The 17,514-nt window shown below is 60.2% G+C and carries 18 protein-coding genes; 3 read left to right on the top strand and 15 right to left on the bottom strand.

Going from position 1 to position 17,514, the window contains the following annotated elements; genetic code table 11:
- Window positions 1–3 precede the first annotated feature (3 nt).
- Entirely contained in the window at window positions 4–822 is an 819-nt protein-coding gene (locus FD715_RS12695; protein WP_147110181.1) for a sulfotransferase family protein, read from the bottom strand.
- 139 nt (window positions 823–961) lie between these two features.
- Here FD715_RS12695 and FD715_RS12690 point away from each other — a divergent pair, with 139 nt between their 5' ends.
- The gene (locus FD715_RS12690) at window positions 962–2,539 is read left to right on the top strand and encodes a DUF5928 domain-containing protein (protein ID WP_147110179.1); all 1,578 of its coding nucleotides are present in this window, start codon (window positions 962–964) and stop codon (window positions 2,537–2,539) included.
- Window positions 2,540–2,584: 45 nt separating this feature from the next.
- Window positions 2,585–3,703: a class I SAM-dependent RNA methyltransferase gene (locus tag FD715_RS12685; protein ID WP_147110176.1), complete on the top strand. Its 1,119-nt coding sequence runs from the start codon at window positions 2,585–2,587 to the stop codon at window positions 3,701–3,703.
- A gap of 68 nt (window positions 3,704–3,771) precedes the next feature.
- Here the strand turns inward: FD715_RS12685 and FD715_RS12680 are convergent, their stop codons facing one another.
- The 14 genes from FD715_RS12680 to FD715_RS12615 all read right to left on the bottom strand — a co-directional run bounded on the left by FD715_RS12680 (window position 3,772) and on the right by FD715_RS12615 (window position 15,919).
- Window positions 3,772–4,419 (bottom strand): DUF1523 family protein, encoded by a 648-nt coding sequence (locus FD715_RS12680; RefSeq protein ID WP_147110174.1) that lies wholly within the window; start codon window positions 4,417–4,419, stop codon window positions 3,772–3,774.
- Between the two features lie 11 nt (window positions 4,420–4,430).
- Window positions 4,431–4,694 (bottom strand): hypothetical protein, encoded by a 264-nt coding sequence (locus FD715_RS12675; protein WP_147110172.1) that lies wholly within the window; start codon window positions 4,692–4,694, stop codon window positions 4,431–4,433.
- A 4-nt stretch (window positions 4,695–4,698) separates the two neighbouring features.
- Entirely contained in the window at window positions 4,699–6,030 is a 1,332-nt protein-coding gene (locus FD715_RS12670; protein ID WP_147110169.1) for a DUF6638 family protein, read from the bottom strand.
- Window positions 6,027–6,323, bottom strand: a complete 297-nt coding sequence (locus FD715_RS12665) for a hypothetical protein (RefSeq protein WP_147110167.1) — start codon at window positions 6,321–6,323, stop codon at window positions 6,027–6,029. Before FD715_RS12665 ends, FD715_RS12670 begins: the two co-directional genes overlap by 4 nt.
- Entirely contained in the window at window positions 6,320–6,610 is a 291-nt protein-coding gene (locus FD715_RS12660) for a hypothetical protein (RefSeq protein WP_147110165.1), read from the bottom strand. Before FD715_RS12660 ends, FD715_RS12665 begins: the two co-directional genes overlap by 4 nt.
- A 108-nt stretch (window positions 6,611–6,718) precedes the next feature.
- On the bottom strand, window positions 6,719–7,339 hold the full coding sequence (locus tag FD715_RS12655; RefSeq protein WP_147110163.1) for a hypothetical protein: 621 nt from the start codon (window positions 7,337–7,339) through the stop codon (window positions 6,719–6,721).
- A gap of 10 nt (window positions 7,340–7,349) precedes the next feature.
- Window positions 7,350–9,278, bottom strand: coding sequence for an ATP-binding protein (locus tag FD715_RS12650; RefSeq protein ID WP_147110161.1), 1,929 nt, complete (start codon window positions 9,276–9,278; stop codon window positions 7,350–7,352).
- Window positions 9,279–9,584: 306 nt separating this feature from the next.
- Window positions 9,585–10,700, bottom strand: a complete 1,116-nt coding sequence (locus tag FD715_RS12645) for a hypothetical protein (RefSeq protein WP_147110159.1) — start codon at window positions 10,698–10,700, stop codon at window positions 9,585–9,587.
- Complete coding sequence (locus FD715_RS12640; protein WP_147110157.1) at window positions 10,697–11,011, bottom strand: hypothetical protein; 315 nt, start codon at window positions 11,009–11,011, stop codon at window positions 10,697–10,699. Before FD715_RS12640 ends, FD715_RS12645 begins: the two co-directional genes overlap by 4 nt.
- A gap of 166 nt (window positions 11,012–11,177) precedes the next feature.
- Window positions 11,178–11,417 carry a hypothetical protein gene (locus tag FD715_RS12635; RefSeq protein ID WP_147110155.1) on the bottom strand — a complete coding sequence of 80 codons (240 nt, stop codon included), beginning with the start codon at window positions 11,415–11,417 and terminating at the stop codon, window positions 11,178–11,180.
- 3 nt (window positions 11,418–11,420) lie between these two features.
- Window positions 11,421–12,497, bottom strand: coding sequence for a hypothetical protein (locus tag FD715_RS12630; protein WP_147110146.1), 1,077 nt, complete (start codon window positions 12,495–12,497; stop codon window positions 11,421–11,423).
- A 119-nt stretch (window positions 12,498–12,616) separates the two neighbouring features.
- Window positions 12,617–13,642 (bottom strand): histidine kinase dimerization/phosphoacceptor domain -containing protein, encoded by a 1,026-nt coding sequence (locus FD715_RS12625; RefSeq protein ID WP_223274866.1) that lies wholly within the window; start codon window positions 13,640–13,642, stop codon window positions 12,617–12,619.
- A 179-nt stretch (window positions 13,643–13,821) separates the two neighbouring features.
- Window positions 13,822–15,030: an aminopeptidase P family protein gene (locus FD715_RS12620; RefSeq protein ID WP_147110142.1), complete on the bottom strand. Its 1,209-nt coding sequence runs from the start codon at window positions 15,028–15,030 to the stop codon at window positions 13,822–13,824.
- A 97-nt stretch (window positions 15,031–15,127) separates the two neighbouring features.
- Complete coding sequence (locus FD715_RS12615) at window positions 15,128–15,919, bottom strand: alpha/beta hydrolase (RefSeq protein WP_147110140.1); 792 nt, start codon at window positions 15,917–15,919, stop codon at window positions 15,128–15,130.
- A 78-nt stretch (window positions 15,920–15,997) separates the two neighbouring features.
- Here FD715_RS12615 and FD715_RS12610 point away from each other — a divergent pair, with 78 nt between their 5' ends.
- Window positions 15,998–17,473, top strand: a complete 1,476-nt coding sequence (locus FD715_RS12610; protein ID WP_147110138.1) for an NAD-dependent succinate-semialdehyde dehydrogenase — start codon at window positions 15,998–16,000, stop codon at window positions 17,471–17,473.
- Window positions 17,474–17,514: the final 41 nt, after the last annotated feature.

The raw sequence follows: 17,514 nt of genomic DNA, 5'->3' as shown, positions 1-17,514 counted from the left end.
GGGTCAGTCGCCCAATTTCTTGTGCACCTCGTCGAGGTCAATCTCGCCCACGGGCATCTTGTTCGAGGGATCCTCGAAATCGTATTTGAATAGGTCGAAGTCGCGTTTGTAGATCTCGTAGACGAGGTGCATGGACAGGTCGTCGAAGTAATCCTCGACCGGGTGGGCGCGTTTGGGCCCGTGCCCCTCGCTTTCGTTGAAGCGGGGGATGTCGGCGATGTTGACGGCGTGGGGCGTCTCAATCGCCTGCATCACCTCTTCCATGCCGTCGTTGAACTTTTCGGTCCATATGATCTTATCATAGCGGCCACCGTTCACGATGAAGGTGGACACGTGCCCTGACATGGCGGACCAGTGAATGTCCGGCTCCATCGGGCGGCGCCAGCGGATGGTGTCGCGCGCAAAGAGCAGGAAGCGGCGGAACGACTTGATCTGGTCGAACTCCTGTTTGCCGTCATCGCCACCCACTTCGATGCCGTATTTCTGGATCAGGAGTGGGACAAGGTTGCCGCGGTAGCGTTTGCCGTTGCGCTGGATACCGCAGATCTTGTCAAAGAAGGACGACAGGATGCGGGTGTAGGGGTTGCGCACGCAGGTGAACGCGTAGGAGCCGTGAGACTGGACATTGTCGGTGATGATCGGCTGACTGGCGTCGATCGCCCACTTGTGCATGCCACCCTGAGCGTCGTGGATATCACCGTCAAAGAACTCGCCATGGTCCGAGTAGAACATGATCTGGCCGATGGTGGAGCACGCACATTTTGGGACGACGCGGTACACCACGCTTTCGCTTTCGGTCATCCATGTCCCCGGGAACCCCATACCACTCGCCCTTTTTACTTGCAGTGTTACACGCCACTGGCTTGTCGCGTAAAAAAGCAAAGAAATCCTGTTTATTCAATCTCTGCTTAGCTTTATCACCTTAAACAATCGCATGTTACTCGGTGGTAAAGTTTCCTGAATGGCAAAAATTGCCTACATTCTGCTGTGTCACAAGGATCCGGATGCCATCATCAAGCAGGCGGAGCGTTTGACTGCGGCTGGCGACTACATGTCCATCCATTTCGACGCGCGCGCCAATCCCGCGCATTTTGCAAAGATTCGCAAGGCGCTGGCAGACAACAGCAATGTCGCCTTTGCCCATCGCCGCATCCGATGCGGCTGGGGCGAGTGGAGCCTGGTGCAGGCCACGCTGTATGCCGTGGAAAGCGCGGTCGAGGCGTTCCCGCGTGCAACCCACTTCTACATGTTGTCGGGCGACTGCATGGCGATCAAGTCAGCGCAGTACACGCACCAGTTTCTGGACGACAACGACGCGGATTTTATCGAAAGCTTCGATTATTTCGAGAGCGACTGGATCAAGACCGGCATGAAGGAAGAGCGGTTGATCTACCGCCACTTCTTTAACGAGCGGACGCAGAAGTGGCGTTTCTACACCAGTTATCACCTGCAGCAACGCTTTGGGCTCAAGCGGGACATTCCCGCCGACATCCAGGTACAGATCGGCAGCCAATGGTGGTGCCTGCGCCGCCGCACCATCGAATGGGTGCTGGAATTCACCAGGTCCCGCCGCGACGTGATGCGCTTTTTTCGCACGACCTGGATCCCGGACGAGACGTTCTTTCAGACCATTGTGCGCCACGTCGTCCCCGAAGAAGAGATCAGAAGCCGTACTCTGACCTTCCTGATGTTTACCGATTACGGCATACCGGTGACATTCTACGATGATCACTATGATCTGCTGCTGAGCCAGGACTTTCTGTTTGCCCGCAAGATCAGCCCCGAGGCCAAGGATCTCAAGCGCCGCCTTGGTCTGCTGTATGCGGCTGAGAACGTGCAGTTCCAGATCTCGAACGAGGGGGCCAGCCTGTTCAAGTTCCTCACAGGCCGGGGCCGGATCGGGCGCCGCTTTGCCATGCGGTTCTGGGAAACCGAAAGTACGCTGGGCCGCAACCGCGAACTGCTGATCATCGTGTGCAAGAAATGGCACGTCGCCAAGCGCTTGCTTGAGCGTGTCCGGGTCATGACCAACGTGCCCGCCATCGAATACCTGTTCAACGAAGAGCACACGCCCCTGCCCGACTTGGGCGGTATCCAGAAGACGCTTGAGAAGCGGACCCGCCATCGCCGGGCCCTCATGCGAATGCTGTTTGACTATTTCGAAACCGACCGGCTGATCGTGTGCATGGACCCCGGCAATCTTGATCTTTTGCAGGATTTTGCGGGCGACCGGTCGATCACGCGGATTCTTGAGATCCAGTGCACGTTTTCCGATGAGTACCTGATCGGGCACGCGATGCGCGTCGGTTTGGCCGGAGAACAGACCAGCACCGACACGCTGGACAGGCTGCTGCCGACCATCCGCCACGATATGATGTACGAATCCGACGGCATACGGGATGCCGAGTTTGAGCATCTGTACCGGATGGATGAGACCGCTGACCTTGACGACAACGCCGACGCCCTGTCCGGCTTCCTGAGCGTGGCGCCGGAAAAGGCGCGCGAGATTGCAGCGGTGGACTATCTGTTTGCCGACTGATCCGCACCTTTGCGGATCGCAGCGCGGGCCCATATAGACGGCCTCATGTCCGACGAAACACCTGCCCCGATCTTTGCCATCACCCTGCCGGGGATGGAACAGACCCTCGCCGATGAGGCGCGGGAACATGGCTTTGACGTGGCCGATGTGGTGCCGGGCGGGGTCAGCCTGCGCGGCGGTTGGCCGGAGGTCTGGCGCGCCAATCTGGAGTTGCGCGGGGCCACACGTGTGCTGTGGCGCATGGGATCCTTTATGGCCTTTCATCTGGCGCAGCTCGACAAGCGGGCGCGGAAGTTTCCGTGGGCCGATGTGCTGCGGTCGGACGTGCCGGTGCGGGTGGAGGTTGCGACCTCGCGCAAATCCAAGATCTACCACGCGGGTGCGGCCACCAAGCGGATTGAGAAGGCTTTGGTCGAGAGTGCCGAGATGAGCGTGGCCGAAGATGCGCCTGTCACGCTTAAGGTGCGCATTGACGACAACCGCGTGACGATCAGTGTCGATACCTCTGGCGAGCCGTTGCACAAGCGCGGGCACAAGGAGGCCGTGGGCAAGGCGCCGATGCGCGAGACGCTCGCCGCGCTGTTTCTGCGTCAGTGCGGGTTTGACGGGTCGCAGCCGGTATTTGACCCGATGTGCGGGTCCGGCACCTTTGTCATCGAAGCGGCCGAGATGGCGGCCGGGTTACAAGCGGGACGCGCGCGCGGCTTTGCCTTTGAGCAGTTTGCCGGGTTCGACGCCGATGCGGTCGCTGCGTTGCGGACGTTTGACCGGCGGGGCGCACCACGAGTGCACCTTACGGGATCAGACCGGGATCAGGGCGTGATCGCCATGGCAAGGGCCAATGCGGAGCGGGCTGGAGTCGCGGACCTTGTGTCATTTGAAACCGGAAATGTCGGGGAGATCGCGCCGCCTGACGGGCCACCGGGCCTGGTGATCGTGAACCCGCCCTATGGCGCGCGGATCGGGAACAAGAAGGCGCTTTATCCGGTTTATGGCCGGTTGGGACAGGTCCTTGCCGAGCGGTTTACGGGCTGGCGTGTGGGCATCGTCACCAGCGAGGCGTCACTGGCCAAGGCCACGGGACTGCCGTTTCTGCCCGAAGGTCCAAGCATCGCCCATGGTGGTTTGCGCGTGAAGTTGTGGCGCACGGATCCCCTGCCCTGACGTGGCTGAGGCGGATCGAGATCCGCTTTACGACCGGACCCAATCGTAAGGCGGGAGTGTCCTCCGCCCTATTTCGCTTTCCATGTATTGATCCAGCGGCGGAAGCGGCCCCGCTTTTCCGACACGGCGTCGCCAGCGGCTTCCCAACTGTCCTGCATTTCCTCGAGCTTAGGGTCGATCCGCGCCCGGCGGAAACGCCGCCAGCGGACCCAGATGGCGTAAAAGATCGCGGCAATCGTCGTCAGGATAAGAATGTTTACCCACGGGATGCCCTTTGACGCATTCGGGCCATCAACCTGGCGGATCGAGATGGCGTTGGGGAAGATCGTCAGGAACTCGTTCCGCCAACCGTAATGCGTGATCACGTACCATTCGGGCGCCGCGCGGGTCGATGTCGCGTCGGCGGCTTCGGTAAACAGGTTCGATGTGTCGAACTTGAAATATGGCGGCCAGCTCCAGCCGGTGTCCTCGTTCCGATAAACCATGGGCCGTCCGTTGGCCCGCACCGTCTGGATGAACTGCACGTCGCGGCTGACGAAGGTTTCGGATTGTTCGTCCGGCCGTGACCAGAACACACGCGTCCAGTCATTCAGGTCCTGCCGTTCCTCGAACACCCGCACGATCCGCACCACGTCGCGTTGCGGCAGGGTGTAGTGCAGCGCCGCGCCAATCGCGACCCAGAAGGTGATCAGAAGGGTCCAGCCGATGTAACGCATTGAGGGGTCCTTTAGGCGAAGTTCACGAGATAGATGATAAGGCAGATGAGCGCCATGGGCACGATGTAGACCCCCAGGATCAGCTTGCGCCGCAGTGATCCGTCATAGTCAGCAAGCCCGTGCTTGATGTAAGCCTCGCGCGGGCCAGGTTTGTCGCCCTCGTCCCATTCTGCCTCAAGCCTGTCGCGCGCCCGTGCGCGCGAATAGAAAGACAGCGAGATGTAGATCACCGTCAGCACCACGAAGGCGATCAGAAACAGTCTTGCTACGGCCATGTCCTTACCTCCTCACTGCGCCCCAGGGCCCCACTCGCGCGATCATATCGCGGGGCTTCGGGTCGGGTTCCATGGGGGCGTCGTGCCCAAAGAGCGCCTCGCGCGCGCCCGCCTTGTCGGCCTTGTACTCATCTTCCAGATACTGTGCGACATATTCCTTTTTCGCGTCCGCCCAAGTGGCGTAGGCCGCATAGAACGCCTGTTTGTGGCAGATAAAGAGTTGCCGCACGTCGCGCGGGCTGAGTTCGGACAGCAGCATGTTGACGAGGTCCGCGTCCAGCGTATCGGCGGCGCGAAGGGTGTAGAAATAGGCCGGGTGTTCGGAACTGATGCGGGGCCATTTGCCCCCATGTTCGGCCCAGTCGACCAGTTGGGCGAGGCCGTGGAATTCCTCGGGCAGCAGGTGTCCGTGGTCGCGGGCCAGCCTGCGCATGTCGCGCCGGGTGGTGCCGGCGAGGTCTACGCCTGCTTCGGTCACAGCGGAGACGAGGATGAAGTCCATCTTCTGCTTAAGGATCGCCGCGCCGTCGATGCCGCGTGCCTTGACGATGGGTTCGACAAGGTCGTTGTACTCGAGGAACTTAGCGATGCGGTTTCGTTGGGTCAGGTCGAAGGTGTATTTGGTCGGCACATCCTCGGGCTTCTCCGTCGCGGCAATCGTGGCCGGGTGGTCGAGCGTCTGGAAGATGTAGAGCCCGCCGAAATGCGACGTCCAGAAGTTGCCCTTTTCCACGCGCATGGGCTTGAGGTTCACCGGGTTGCGGGAGACATCGCCGGTCTGGCCCGCAAGCTGGATCATCTCGCCGATCAGGACATCGTCGAACCAGGCGTCGTCTTCTTGCAGGAACGTGTCCACCTTCTCCGCCAGCCTGGCCGCGTTGCGGACCGTGCCGCGGGTCGTGTCCGCCTCGACCGTGATGGCGCGCAGATCGAACAGCCGCGCGGGGCTGGAGATGTCGTAGACGGAGTTCACAAGCTCCCCCGCCACCGCGTCGCGGGCGGTGAGGGCGAAGAGTGCCGCCTCGTTTTCGGCGATGAACCGTTTGAGGATGCCTTGGGACGTGGAGAATTCCGCATCGAGCAGCGGGCATTTGCGTTGCTCGGTCGAGAGCAGGATGAACTGCCGGTTGACCCCGTTGTGGTTGAGGTAGAGCGGGTCGCTCAATTCGTTGCCCACCTCGGGCGAGTAGCCGGAGATGTCGATGTAGAAATCGGTGAGGGCGGTGCGCTTGCCCGTAAGGTGTTCGAGCGCGCGGTTGTAGCGTTCCACCAGCGCGGGCGAGGCCACGTGGAAGAGGTTGCCGAACATCAGGCCGCGTTGGATGAGGCGGATCATGGGCGCGTCCCCCTGAGTTGCGCGAGCCGGATGACCAGCACGCCGACGCTGGGCATGGAGAGTGACAGGAGCGCGTTGCCAAAGCCTGCGTCCCCGCTGGGGCCAATGATTGGCAGCGGTAACCCCATGGCTTGGATGAGGAGGACCGTCACTGCAGCGATCCCGATGATGGAGCTGGTGCAGACCATGCCGAACAGGAATTCCGGCAATGGCAGCGCGCTTTTTATGTAGGGCGGCAGAAGCCAAGCGGCGACCACGATCAGGCCCATGGCGATGATACCGGTCAGGATCATGTGCGCCTCCCCAAACGGAAGATCAGCGGGGTGGCGAGGACAAGGAGCGGCAGGGCGAAGCTGCGGAAGGTGATCTGGAGGTTGTAGCCGATATAGGCGGGCCAGGAGTTGTTGAAGAGCAGCATGGTTTCAGAGAGCGGCGTGCCTTCGAAGCCCATGGCGGTGTGGATGGCGGCTTGGGTGAGGAACAGGAAGGCTGTGGCGGCGAGGAAGCCGAAGACGCCCCAGCGGAGGGGGAGAAGGGTGCCGAGGATGAGGGCGGTGAGGGTTATGATGATCAGAAGCATCGACTTTTCAATTACCTTTTCACTGATCCCAACGGCGTTTGAAAATGTCACACAAATGGGGAATCCTGAGTAGATTCCCAAATGTCTGCGTATAATAGAGTACGCCTATCACGGCTTAGTTCCGATAGTTCTGGTTTGCTTGTGGATACAATCGTGTATCTTGCCTTTAAAAACGCCTCGGCGAATGTCCTTCTTGGTGTACAACGGCGATCGAAAGAACTTCATACCGCCAGAAAATCTATCTGTGGCAATCACTTCTAGAAACATTTCTGCACCTGCCCATTCGTTAAACAAGTCATCCATACCTAGAACTCCATCGCGGTACTTTTTTTGAATTCCTTCCGGAAATACATCTGTTGAAAATCGCGCAGTTTTGTGGGGTAGCGGCGTAATACGAAACATTGAGCCGGCAGCAAACATAAAGAACTCGTTATTTACAAGCTCAAGATTTATGTAATCAAAGATTGTACCTCCAGTATGGCGCACATCCTTTATTCTCATTCTTAGACGAAACCTGACATTAAAGGCTTCTCGTTTTCCTATGTTTTTAACGGCTACTTGGTAGCGGAACCCAGACGGGTGAAATTCCACCTCCGACCTTGCCACTTCTGGCGAAAACACGATGTTTGGTACGTACCGATGGTTTAGCACCCACCAGAAGACATAAGACGTAACTAGTCCGCCTAGCAGGCCTAGAATAAGAAAAAGCCAATTGTCGATCTCCTGCATGTATTAGTCATTACCCTCCCAAATACCGCTTCTTCGCCTCTTCCTGCCGCCCGAAGTCCCGCACCATCGCCTCGATCGCCACTTCATCCGACTTGTCCGCGTAACGGAACTCGCTGTCGGCGTACCGGTTGATCTCCTGCACCACCATGTCGACCGTGATCGGCACGCGCAGGTCTTCGATCATCGCCTTCTTCTCGTCGTAGGTTTTGAACAGGAACAGTTCGGGGTTTTCCATCCACTCGTCGGGCAGTTCGAAATCCATGGCGCGGACCTTGACCGCGTCCGTGATGTTCTTGATCGCGCGGCCGGTGAAGCGTTCATCGGCCTGCTGGATCGCCTTCAGATACGTGCCCAGCTTGGCAATCGTATCCAACTCGCCCACGTCGGAATGCACCCGGTCGAACACCTCCATCAGCCCCGCCTCATGCGGGCGATTGTGGCTGTCGAAGGACGCCGCCACCGCCTTCTTGATCTCTTGCGCCGAGAACAACTCGTGTGCGCCCATGGGGATGTCGTGGTTCTTGCCCATCAGCAGGGCGAGGATGTCGATGTAATCCTCGCGCGTTTGCGGTCCGTCCACGAGGAACCGCGCGCCGGCCCGCTGGCGCAGGGCGTCGTCCACGTTCTCGGGGTAGTTCGAAAACATTCCGAAGGTGCAGTTCCCGCGCACGACGGTGTTGGCGCCAGCAAAACTCTCCATCAGCACGGCGGTGATTTCAAGCTGCCCGGCAGAGGATTGGCGGTCGCCGCGCTTGCCAGCGAGCTGGTCGATGTCGTCGATGGTGCCGAAGCCGATCACGCCCGGATCGAGCACGTTGGAGATGAACGCCTTGGCATTCTGACCGGATTTGCCCTGGTAGCTGTCGATGTTGTCGGTGCTCAGGTTCTGGTAGCGGAAGGCATATCCGGCGACCTGGCAATAGTCATTGATCAGCCCGGCCATCATCTGGATCAGGGTCGTCTTGCCCGTCCCCGGCTTGCCGTCGCCCATGAAGGTGAAGATGAAGCCTCCCAGTTCGGCAAAGGGGTTGAGCCTCCGGTCGAAGTCGTAGGCCATCAGCATCTTGGCGAGCTTCATGGCCTGGTATTTGGCGATATGGTTGCCCACGACCTCGTGCGGTTTCTTGAAGGTCATGGTGAGGGTCTGGGTCTTGGCCTTGGTCGCGGGGGTGAAGCCCTGCACGGTGAAATCGTCGGCCTCCACATGCCAGCTGGCCCCGGTGAAGGGTGCAAGGCGCGGGGCGTTCTGGGCGCGCAAGGAGACCTTTTCCATCAGCGCCTCGGCAAAGGCGGTGATGGTGGCGACAAGGTGGGCGTCGTCGGGGGCGTGGGTGGCGATGTCCTGATCGAGTTCCCATAGGCAGCCGTGCAGGGAGGTCTGGCCATTGTCGGTCAGAATTTCCTCAACCTCGCCCACCTCTGCCGTGACTTCCGTCTGGTGCGCCGAGAGCAGGTAGGCGGTGGCGTTGCCGAAGACGTAGAGGGTGATGAGCGCTTCGGCCGATAGCAGTTCGGCAAACTCGGTCTTGCGCGCGGCGGGCAGCGCCCCTTCGAGGTTGGTGCGCTTCAGATCGCCGAGACCCGAGACAGAGGCGTAGTTCTCCGCCACAGCCAGCGCGATGGAGATGGCGCGGCGCAGGGCGTTGAGCGTGGTGGCCTGCACGGGCGACATCAGCGCATCATCGTCATCGGCCCCTTCGATGGTCGCCATCAGTTGCACAGCCCCGGTGGGCACGGTGCGGCGGGTGACAAGGCCCGGCGTGGTGGTGCGGAAGCGGCGGCGGGTGCCCACACCGCTTGAGCGTTCCTGCTGCGGCGCCTCCTTGCCCTTACCGATGCGGGGGGCGTGGTCGAAGCCCTGCAACATAGACAGCGCCATGGGGTAATGCGCCGTAATCTCGGCCTCGCGCAGTTCCATTTGGTCGGCGGTTTGGGTCATGTCGTCGGCTCCTTAGCCTTACCAACAGGGTTATGGAGCTTAAAGGCACGATATCTGACCCTCAGCTCCAAAAAAAATAGGATTGGACAGGCGAGCGTCACACCAAGAGTTCTTTCACCTGAGTTAGTGTTTTCCCAGCCTGGAGAAACGAAGCAAAAGTACATCCCGAACAACCACAAGGCGGTTAGCGCGACGAAGTGATTTCTGCGGTGCTTGACGATCCATTGCACAAACGAGAGACGACCGTCCCCCTTGTCTGCTTCCAAAAGGTTCCACCTGGAGGACCAAATTGACATCCGCTTCCTCTCAGTACCTCAGGACGCGCCCCGACGGGCTGACCACAAATTTGCGGACAGAGCCAAAACCGGGCGGGTTCATTTCTTCGAGCGCCTGGAAGGCGCGTTGGGGCAGGACGATGCTGCGTTCCATCCGCGTGGCCCCAAGGTCCGCGCCGCGTCCTGAGAAGGGGTCGAGGGCGAAGACTTCGCGTTCGACGGACGAGAACCAGCCCGAGCGTTCCTCGATCACCCGTTCTGAGCGCAGGTCTTCTTCGGTCCAAACCAGCGCCCAGTCCTGCCCTTCGGGCGCGCGGGCGGCTTTGAGGACGTCGAGGATGGGGCCCGATTGCGCGGTGAAGGCTGAGGAGTACATGGGGCCCGCGTAGAAGCGGCGCAGGCGTTTGGGGTGGATGTTGTCGAAATCCTCGTCGAAGCCCTTGGCGATGGTGACGAGCTTCAGCTTGCCGAGCGATTGCGCCATCAGGTGCGCTTGGGCTTCGGGCCAGCGGCGTGGGTCCTTGGGCAGAGCGGTGCGGCCCGTGTCCTCGACCTCCATCATGTAGATGACGGGCAGGTTCAGTTCGGTATCGCAGACCGCCCAGTGGATGCGGAAGCTGCGGCGGTCATCGCTCAGGTTGCCGGTCCAAACGATCTGCGGGTCGTTGCGGGGCCAGAAGAGTTGGCCGCGTTGCAGGTCTTGGTAGTAGAGCCGCTGTGACAGCGCGAATTGCAGTTTCGTGGGCACCTGGCGGTCGCCGATGATGACCTCGACCATCTGCTTTTTCAGCTCATCCGCCGGGTCGATCCGGTCGAGATGGACACCCGCCTGGATCGCGTCCGAGGCCATGGTGAGCAGTTCTTCGGCCGCGGGGAAGCCGCTGTAGCGCTTGTCGATGGCAAGCGAGCCGAAGACGCGCCCGGTGTCGCGGCCCACCAGCAGGTATTTCTGGGAGAGCGCGCGGAAGGTGAAGGTCAACTCGGCGATGTAGCGGGTGAGGATCTTCACCTCATCCCGGTTCAGATCGCCCTCGGCCTCCATCACGCCTGCGACACGGGCGAGGTGCCCGGTGATCGTCTCGAATTTCTTGAAATAGCGGCGCGAGGCGAATAGGTCGGTGAGGCCGGAGGTTTCGGGTTTGGTCATCGCCCCGATCTCCAAACGCCAAGCGGGCCCCGCTTGATCGGCTTGGCGTGCTCGTCCAGTTCGAAAATGTGTTTCAAAGCAAACGCGTTTACATCTGTTTTGATGCCTGCCCGGCGTCGAACCGCAACGATTGCTGGAAGGACTACGCTCACGCAAAGCCGAGATACAAGGCCAAAGACGCCCCCAGCAAAAAACGCCATGGCTGTTGGTGTTAAAATGTGAGACTTGAACGCTTCATCCTTCGCTAAACTTGAAAACGCTTCCGTCTGAAAGACAGCGCTGCATTGGTTCATCAAAGTCAGAAGCGCCAACAGGCATCCAAACTTTAAAAAGACTAACATAGTCCCCGGAGTCATTGAGATGTGCCCTCAAGCGCGTAGCCCAGCACACCAAGGGTCGTGGTCTCCTCGCCGGGAACGGTGGTAACTGTCTGCGGAGCGACGCCACCCCGCCGAAACAAGTAGAGGCGCTTTTGTATCATCTACCGTCAGCCCCAAAGCCGGATCTATCGGCATCCATATTAAATGCTCCCAGCAGTAACAAACCGACAGACAGCATTACAAAACCCGGCAGATACCACCACCATGTGAGATCAATCCAGTTTGCAGCCAACAACCAAATCAGACCTATACCAAGAAGAGAAAACTTGAAGCGACCTGATTTGAAGAACCGATGACGACGCACTGAAAACGGCTCTGTATTGGAGCGGTTATTCAAACCTCACCCACCATACGCATTGCTGTCGTGCTTCTCCACGATCTGCGCGAACCGACGTGCAAACCGCTCATCCGCCTTGGCCTTCTGCTCCAGCACGTCGCGGGCAAAGACCATCTGGTCTTCGTGCGCTTCCAGCATGTCGGCCATGCGGGCATTCGTTGCCGCACCGATACCGGCCATGGCGGTTTGCGCCTCCTGGTCCGTCTTCACGCCGATCTCGTTGATGCGGTGCGCGACGTCTTGTTGCTGGGCTGTCTTCAACGACTTTGTCAGCGCATCATACAGCACAACCCGCTGCTTGGTGTCCGTTTGCAGCTTGTTGATCAGCACCATCTGGGTCGCAGCCTGGTTTTGCAGGCTGTCCACCCAGGTCTTGCCCTTCTCGATATAGCGCTCAAGCGTCTGGGACTTGGCCACCTTGACCTGCTCTTCCTGCACCATCTCGTTGTATTTCGAGTTGAGGTCGGCCAGTTCCGTCTCGAGCGCCGTGCGCTTGGCGGCGTCGGTTTCGGACGCGATCTTGTTTTCCAGGGTGATGATCTGCGGGTCCATCGCCTGAATGTCGGCTTGCAGGGCTGACAGTTCCTGCACCGTGAATTCGCGTTCGTCCAGCGTTTCGGTCAGGTTGGCTTCGACCTTGGATTTCTGGTCTTCCAGCATGGTCAGCTGACCCTGCAGCAACTGCACGATCACGTCAGATTTCGAGATCAGGTCCTGCAGCTTGTCGTCAATCGACGCGGATCGCACACGTTCCTGCCGCATGCTCTCCGACTTGGCCTTGGCAAAGATGCCGACGAAGCTTTCCCAGCCCGTCTTGGACCGCATCTCTTCAAAATCCTTCGAGAATGCGGCGGTGACATCATCCAGACCCATGATCAGCTCGGCGATGTTGGCGTTCATCACGTCGGTGTGGGCATGGACGTCTTCGAGCGTCGCGTTTTCGATGTCCATCGAGATGTCATCGCCCGACTTCATCTTGGACCGCGCCGCCTCGATCCGGCTGGTGAGTTCCGAGATTTTTTGTTGCGCCTCGGCCACCTGGGATTGAGATTCTGCCACCTGGCTTGCGAAATCGGCCATAAAATGTCCCCTACGTTCAATGTGTTGCGTTACATATAGGCAATGTAACACGCATTTACATCGGCACAGGCCGATATTCGAGGGAATAGTTGCAAAAAGGTTGCGACAAGGAAAGGTGGTCAGACGGCGAAAAGCAGCCGGTGGCGGGTGCCGAAGGCATTGGCATCTGCCGTCAGCGTGCCGTCAAGCGCCTGCGCGACCGCGTCAGTGATCTGGGTGCCAAGGCCGGAACGGCGGGTGGGCGTCTCGACCGTCGTGCCGCAGCCGTCATCGGCCACTTCAAGTTGAGCCGTCCCTGATCCCATATCCGTCACCGTGACCCGGATCGTGCCGGGACGGTCTGACGGGAATGCGTGTTTGTAGGCGTTTGTGACCCATTCGTTCAGCACGATCCCGATAGACGCGGCCCGGGATGGGGTCATGCGGATGTGCGACAGCGCGGTGTCGATCATCACGTGTTCCGGCGACTGTTCGGTCAGGAAATCCACGATGCGGATCAGGTAGTCATCCAGATCGACATGGGTTTGAACGTTGCCCGCCTGCAAAACCTCGTGCAGCCGCCCCATCGTTTCGATCCGCTGGCCGACGGCATCCAGCGCTTCGCGCGTTTCGTCGAGTTCCGACACGCGGCTTTGGAACCGGGTGAGCGAGGACAGCATCTGGAGCGAGTTCTTGATCCGGTGATCCGCCTCGCTGTGCAGGATGGCCTGTTGCTTAAGCGTGCGGCGCAGTTCGAACTGCGCCATGACCTGCCCCGCCAGCACCTTGAGCATCTTGCGCTGCGGGTCGGTAAGCGTGCGGGGGCACCGATCCAGCACGCACAGCGTGCCCAGCGGCAGGCCATCGGGCGACCTCAGCACCGCGCCCGCATAGAACCGCAGGCCCGCATCATCCACACACAGCGGATTGCCGTCCATACGCGGGTCGGCATGGGTGTCTTCGATTTCCACCAGATCGCCTTCGAGTATGGCGTGCGAGCAGATCGAGGATTCAAGCGGCGTTTCGGGCACGTCCAGCCCCTTGACCGCCTTGAACCATTGCCGGTGGCCATCCACCAGACTGATCAGGGCAATCGGCACCTCGCAGATGTCGGCCACAACATCGACAATACTGTCGAACTCGGCTTCGTACGCGGTGTCGAGCACGTCATATGAACGTAGCGCGTCAAGGCGTTCGTCCTGAAAAGGATGGCGATCAGCCAGCATGTGGGGACCTAATTGTTGAACGCGCACCGTTCGTTTCCGAGAGTACGCGATTCTCAGTTGCGGCGCAAACTCAGGTTGCAAAGAGTGAAACAAATTCAACCCTGTATGTCATAGTTTAATCAGCCGATCACGTTGTGATCGGGGCCGTAGGGGAAGCCGGTGATGTTTTCGTTCCCGTCCTCCGTGATCACCAGAATGTCGTGCTCACGGTAGCCGCCGGCGCCCGGTTGCCCCTCGGGGATCGTCAGCATCGGCTCCATCGAGATGACCATGCCAGGTTCAAGCACGGTGTCGATGTCTTCGCGCAGTTCTAGCCCCGCCTCGCGCCCGTAGTAGTGCGACAGCACGCCAAAGGAGTGGCCGTAGCCAAAGCTGCGATATTGCAGCAGATCGTATTCGCGGAAATAGGCGTTCACGCCTTCCGTCACCTCGGCGCAAGTCGCGCCGGGCTTCAACAGCGACATGCCCAGTTCGTGCGCGGCGACGTTGTGGTTCCAGAGCTTGAGGCTGGCGTGATCCACGGTTTCGACGAACAGTGTGCGTTCCAGCGCGGTGTAGTAGCCGGAGATCATTGGGAAGGTGTTGAGCGACAGGATATCGCCCCGCTCCAGCATCCGGCCCGTGACAGGGTTATGCGCGCCATCGGTGTTGATGCCGGATTGGAACCAGACCCAGGTGTCGCGGTATTCGGCATCGGGGAAGCGTTTGGCGATCTCCATCTCCATCGCGTCGCGGCCTGCCATGGCCACGTCGATCTCGCGCACACCCGCCTTGATCGCGTCGCGGATGGCGTAGCCGCCCACGTCAGCCACTTGCGCCCCGTGGCGGATCAGGGCGATCTCGGCCTCGGATTTGTTCATGCGCTGACGCATGGTTGTCTCGTACAGGTCGACGGTGGCGACGGGTTTCAGGAAATCCTCCATCTTGCCCTGTTGCAGCAAGGTCAGGTGGTCGGATTCAACCCCGATCACGGCCCCCTCGCCCGTCACCTCGCGCACAGCGCGCCAGAAGTTGTCGCGCTGCCAGTCCGTGTAGGTGATGTTGTCGCCGTGGCTGCGCCGCCAGGGTTGGCCCGCGTCGATGCCCGCGCTGATGGTGACGCAGGCGTCTTCGGTCACGACGCAGGCATAGGGGCGGCCAAAGGCGCAGTAGAGGAAGCCCGAGTAGTAGGCGACATTGTGCATGGAGGTGAGCACGGCAGCGGTGGCGCCCTGCGCTTCCATCCGGTCGCGCAACTCGGTCAGGCGGGCGTCGTATTCAGCGGCGTCGAATGGCAGAGTGGCCTTTTCGCCGTTGTGGAAGCGGTAGAAATCGGGGCGAGCGGTCATGCCTGACCCTCCTTTGCAGAAAGGTCCCGGCGTGCAGGACGGTTTGGGCTGCGTATGCGGGCGACGCCATCGCCCGCAGCCATCATCATCTTGCGCGTCAGCGTGCCGTCGTCAAGCGCCGGATCATGTCGCTATCCGGATCGGCCAGCGCGTCGATGACGTTGAAGTGGTGTTCGCCCTTGGTGATCACGTGTTCGGCGCCCCAAGCCTCGGCCAGCCACCGCGCTTGATCCAGGAACACGGGCCGTTCATCGGCTCCGACCCAGACTGTGACGCGCACATCCGGTTTGGGTTGGTGCACGGGGCTTTCGGCCCGCGCCATGGCGGTGTCCATGCCGAACTCCGCGTTCATCACTGTTTCCAACAGCGGTTCAAGGTCGGACACAGGCGAGATGGACATCACATGGGTGAGCCGTGATATCACAGAAGCGGGCAGCATCCCCGGCGCCAGCATCCGGGACACGAGGTGCCCGCCTGCAGAATGCCCGGCGAGGCTGATCGGACCCATGCTGCCGTCGGCCACAGCCATCACCGCCTGTGCGATCTGCTGCGTGATCCCGGCGATGCGAACGTTTGGGCACAGATCATAGGAGGGCATTGTCACGCTCCAGCCCTGCGCCAGCGCACCTGCGGCCAGATGCGACCAGTAGGACCGGTCGAATTTCAGCCAGTAACCGCCATGGACAAAGATCAGCGTGCCCTTGGCCTCGCCTTCGGGCAGGAAGTGATCAAGCGCCATCCGTTCGGACGGGCCATAGCTCAGCCCCAGCCGCGCCCTTGGCCCGAGCGCTTTGCGGAACGCCTCCGCCTGTTCTGCCCAGCGCGGTGGGTAATCGGCGGCCCCATCGATATAGGCCCCGTTGGCATAGGCATCGTCCATGTCTGGCATCACGTTCCCCCTTACTTTGGAACTGGACAAGCGTAGCTCGTGTTGTTTGACATGCAAAAGACCCGAAAAGGACGCACCATGCTTGACCACACCACCGACCTGAAATCTATGCTCAACGACCCCACGCTGCTGGAAACGCGCGCCTATGTGAATGGCGCTTGGGTGGAGGGTGACGAGGGGACGTTCGAAGTAACCAACCCCGCGCGCGGAGATGTGATCGCCAACGTGCAGGACCTGAGCCGTGCACAGGTGGCAGACGCAATTGCTGGCGCGCGCGACGCGCGAAAGGACTGGGCCACGTGGACCGGCAAAGAGCGTGGCGCGGTGCTGCGCAAGTGGTTCGATCTAATGATGGAAAACCAGGATGATCTGGGTGTCATCCTGACCGCCGAACAGGGCAAACCACTCGCGGAGGCCAAGGGCGAGATTGGCTACGGCGCCTCGTTCGTGGAGTTCTTTGCTGAAGAAGCCAAGCGCATCTATGGCGAGACCATTCCAGGCCATCAGCGTGACAAGCGGATCACGGTGATCAAGCAGCCCATCGGGGTGGCGGCGTCGATTACGCCCTGGAACTTTCCCAACGCCATGATCACACGCAAGGCCGCACCCGCGCTCGCCGCCGGTTGCGCCTTTGTTGCGCGTCCCGCGGAACTGACGCCGCTGTCGGCCATCGCTATGGGGGTGCTGGCCGAACGCGCGGGCATTCCGGCGGGGGTGTTTCAGGTGGTGACGACCTCCAACGCCTCCGAGACGGGTAAGGAGTTCTGCGAGAACCCTGCTGTGCGCAAGCTGACCTTCACCGGCTCCACGCAGGTGGGGCGTATCCTGCTGCGACAGGCGGCTGATCAGGTGATGAAATGTTCGATGGAGCTGGGCGGTAATGCCCCTTTCATCGTCTTTGATGATGCCGATCTGGATGCTGCCGTTGAGGGCGCGATGATCTGTAAGTTTCGGAATGCGGGGCAGACCTGTGTCTGTGCCAACCGGATCTATGTGCAGGCCGGGGTTTATGATGCTTTTGCCGCCAAGCTGAAGGTGGCGGTTGAGGGTTTGAAGGTGGGCGACGGACTTGAGGATGGCGTGACCACCGGGCCGTTGATTACGGACAAGGCCGTTGAGAAAGTGCAGGATCATCTGGCGGATGTGGTGGAGCATGGGGGGGCCATTCTGACCGGGGGTCAACCGCATGATTTGGGCGGCACCTTCCTGCAGCCCACCGTGGTGACCGGGGTCACTCAGGACATGAAGGTGGCCCATGAGGAAACGTTTGGCCCCCTCGCCCCGCTGTTCAAATTCGAGGACGAGGACGACGTGATCGCGATGGCAAACGATACGATTTTTGGACTGGCGGCGTATTTCTATGCCAACGATCTGTCCCGCGTCCACAAGGTATCCGAAGCGCTGGAATACGGCATGGTGGGCGTGAACACCGGCATTATCTCGACCGAGGTGGCGCCCTTCGGCGGGGTCAAGCAATCTGGCCTCGGACGCGAAGGATCGCATCACGGGATCGAAGAGTTTTTGGAGATGAAATACGTTTGCATGAGCGTGTAAGTCATTGGCGAAGTTCGGTCACATCGGCGTGACCGAACGCG

Source organism: Tateyamaria sp. syn59, from assembly GCF_007995245.1.
GTDB lineage: Bacteria > Pseudomonadota > Alphaproteobacteria > Rhodobacterales > Rhodobacteraceae > Tateyamaria.
This window is presented reverse-complemented; position numbering and strand designations above follow the sequence as displayed.